The organism is Microbacterium umsixpiens, from assembly GCF_053543675.1.
This window is the reverse complement of sequence record NZ_JBLVOH010000124.1, coordinates 4,250-7,504: the sequence shown is the minus strand read 5'-3', so window position 1 is coordinate 7,504 and position 3,255 is coordinate 4,250. Positions and strand designations below refer to the sequence as shown.

Below are 3,255 nucleotides of genomic sequence, written 5' to 3'. Positions count from 1 at the left end.
GGGGGCGGCGAGGGAGGACCGGGAGGCGGCGGGGAGCCCCCGGCGAACTGACCGCGACACGGGCAGTTTCGAGGCCGGAGCATGGTCTGCTATCCTGATCATGCAACGTGTGTGCTTCGCCCCTCTCGGCCGCCACGTCGCCACTGATCAGGGCCGTAAAGGACCGCGCACATCGATGCGTGCGGTATCCGCCTCGATCTCACATCTTGCGGAGCGCCGACGCGTGTCCGCCACACAGCAATGAGCATCACCATGAGTACGACCACCTATCCACCATCCGATCCGTTGACCTGGAAGCAGGCCGACGCCGACGTGCATGTCGCGACGCGTGCCGGCGAATTCGCCGGCTTCGTCGAGTTCGACGGCGCCACGCACCTCGTGCGCGACAACCACGGCGCCGATCTCGGTGCCTTCGAGGCCCTCGAGGATGCGTTCCGCGCACTCGAGGACGCGCACGCGCCCGCACGGAATGGATCCGCCTTCGCTCCGATCCTTCCGCGGGCATGGCGGCGCAAGACGCGCCGCGCTCGCGCCTGAAATCAAGGGCTTCACGCACACTGAAAGCGGTCCGTCAAGGGGTGCGGATGTATTCCCGAAGGCGCATGCGGGCAGGGCTACTGTGAGGTAAGCGTTGGGCAACTGCCTTGGGCTTCCACAGCTCAAGGGCTCCGATCGTCAGGAGAAGATCATCTCCATCACACAGATCGAACCGACCGCGGCAACGCTGGGTCCGATTCGTCAGACGTACTCCGGCAACGCGGACTTCCCCCCGATGGCCAAGGCATACAAGCAGGTGTCCCAGGTCGTCAAGGAGACGGGACTCCTCGGCCGCACGCAGTGGTTCTACGTCTTCGTCGCCGCCGGGCTCGCCGTCGCCCTCGGTGGCCTCATCACGGGCTTCATCCTGCTCGGCGACAGCTGGTTCCAGCTGCTCATCGCCGCGGGACTCGGCATCGTCCTGACGCAGATCGCGTTCCTCGGACATGAGGCCGCGCACCGTCAGATCCTCACCACAGGGCCGGCGAACTTCAAGCTCGCCCGCATCGTCATCGCCAGCATCGGCATGAGCTACTCGTGGTGGGACTCGAAGCACACCAAGCACCACGGAAACCCGAACCAGGTCGGCAAGGACCCCGACATCGAGGTCGACACGATCTCGTTCCTCGAAGAGGACGCCGCGAAGGCGAAGGGCCTGATCAAGCTGATCACCCGCAAGCAGGGCTGGCTCTTCTTCCCGCTGCTCACGCTCGAGGGACTGAACCTCCACTTCCTCGGGCTGAAGTACCTCCTCACCACGAAGAACGTGAAGGGTCGCTGGACCGAGCTCAGCATCATCACGCTGCGATTCGCCCTCATCCTCGTTCCCGTGTTCATGATGCTTCCGCTCGGTATGGCATTCGCCTTCATGGGCGTGCAGATGGCCGTCTTCGGCGTCTACATGGGAGCCGCATTCGCACCGAACCACAAGGGCATGCCGATCATCGAGCCCGGTGCCCGTCTCGACTTCTTCACCAAGCAGGTCCGCACCTCCCGCAACATCAGCGGTGGATGGTGGACGACCTGGCTCATGGGCGGCCTCAACTACCAGGTGGAGCACCACCTCTTCCCGAGCATGCCGCGACCGCACCTGGCGAAGGCGCGCGAGATCGTGCGGGACTACTGCGCGGCGAACGACGTGCCGTACACGGAGACCAGCCTCGGCCGCTCGTACATGATCGTGATCGAGTACCTGAACCGTGTCGGACTCTCCGCCGGCGCAGACCCCTTCGACTGCCCTGCAGTGGCGCAGTTCGGGCGGCCGTAGTCCTCAGACATCACCGGGCCTGATCAGTCCGGCAACGACAGAGGCGCGAGCGGGAATCCCTGCTCGCGCCTCTGTCGTTCTGCGTCTACTTGGAAGACTTCTTCTTGGTCTCCACGACGTCGATCGTGATCTTCTCGAGCGGGCGGTCGTCGTCGAGTTCGTCTTCGAGAACCTCATCGCCGAGGAAGGTGTCCTCCGGCGTCTCGTCTGCGGCAGCCTCCGCGGGGGTCGGGGCGGCAGGTGCATCCGCTCCGGTGATCTCCGTGGGCAGGGAGTCGTCGGAGAAGATGCCGTCGGGTCGGATGAGCTCCTTGACCTCGGCCATGAAGCTCGACAGCTGCTGCTGCTGCCACCGGAGCTGACGGGTGCGGTCCTCGGCGTCGTGCAACACCGCGGTGGTGTGCCCGGTGACCGAGTCGACGATCTTCTGGGCCTTCGCGCGGGCACGTTCGAGGGTCTCGCGGGCACGGACCTGGGCTTCGGCTTCGATGGCCTGTGCCTGCGAGCGGGTCAGGCGCTCGTAGTCCTCGGCCCGAGCGGAGATGCGCTGGGCGTGCTCGAGCGATGCCGAGACCTGCTCGTTCGCGTCGTTGGTGATCCGCTCGGCGTGCGCCACGGCCTGGTTGTGCAGCACGAGGAACTCCTGCTGCGCGTCGTCCTGGCGGCGGGTGAGCGTCTCCTCGAACTCCAGCACGCGGGCGTTCATGTCGCGGACGTCGCGCTCGGCGTCGGCGCGCAGCTGAGTGGTCTCGCGGGTGACGAGGGAGCGCAGGGCTGCTGCGCCCTTCTCGGCCTCGGTACGGATCGCGGTGGCCTCCTGAGCGGCCTGGTTGACCTTTTCTGCGGCATGGGCGGCTTCGCGTTCGATGCGGGCCTCGTGTGCCGTGTACTCGGTGTCCATCTTCAGGCGCACCTGGTCGGCGTCGCGCTGCGCCTGGGCGGTGATCCGCTCGGCGTCGGCCTCGGCCTCGGCACGCTGCGCGGTCACCTCCTCGCGGGCGGAGGTCATCAGACGGTCGGCCTGCACGGCGGCGTTCTGGATGAGCACGTTCGCCTGCTCCTCGGCGACCCGCAGGATCGCCTCGAACTGCTGGCGCGACGGAGCCTCTTCGCCGTCGGGCTGCGGTGCGTCGACGAGTTCGGAGGTGAGAGTCGTGACCTGCTGCTCGGCATCGGATGCCTTTGCGTTCGCCGCCGTCAGCTCGCTCTCGAGAGCTTCGCGGGCTTTGCGCTCCTCTTCGCGCACCGCTTCGACGGCTTCCTCTTCGCGGGCCTGCGCCTCGGCGACATCGGCGGCGGCCTGCTTGAGCTGATTGCGAAGGGTCGCGAGTGCGGCGTCGACCTCTCCCTTGTCGTAGCCGCGGAAGCCCACGGTGAACGCGCCCTGCTGGTCACGGGGCGGGGTCTCGATCAGCTGGTCGAAGAAGTCCGGCGAGCGCTCGCCGTCGCGG

3 protein-coding genes are annotated in these 3,255 nt (G+C 66.7%); 2 read left to right on the top strand and 1 reads right to left on the bottom strand.

Annotated features, from left to right (window positions below):
* The first annotated feature begins 252 nt into the window (after positions 1-252).
* Both ACNPM4_RS12435 and ACNPM4_RS12430 read left to right on the top strand, forming a co-directional pair.
* On the top strand, positions 253-537 hold the full coding sequence (locus ACNPM4_RS12435; RefSeq protein WP_448985890.1) for a hypothetical protein: 285 nt from the start codon (positions 253-255) through the stop codon (positions 535-537).
* Between the two features lie 94 nt (positions 538-631).
* A complete protein-coding gene (locus ACNPM4_RS12430) occupies positions 632-1,804 on the top strand; it encodes a fatty acid desaturase family protein (RefSeq protein WP_400856641.1) in 1,173 nt (390 codons plus the stop codon).
* An 85-nt stretch (positions 1,805-1,889) separates the two neighbouring features.
* Here ACNPM4_RS12430 and ACNPM4_RS12425 read toward each other — a convergent pair.
* A partial coding sequence (locus ACNPM4_RS12425) for a coiled-coil domain-containing protein (protein WP_448985889.1) occupies positions 1,890-3,255 on the bottom strand: 1,366 nt, incomplete at its 5' end.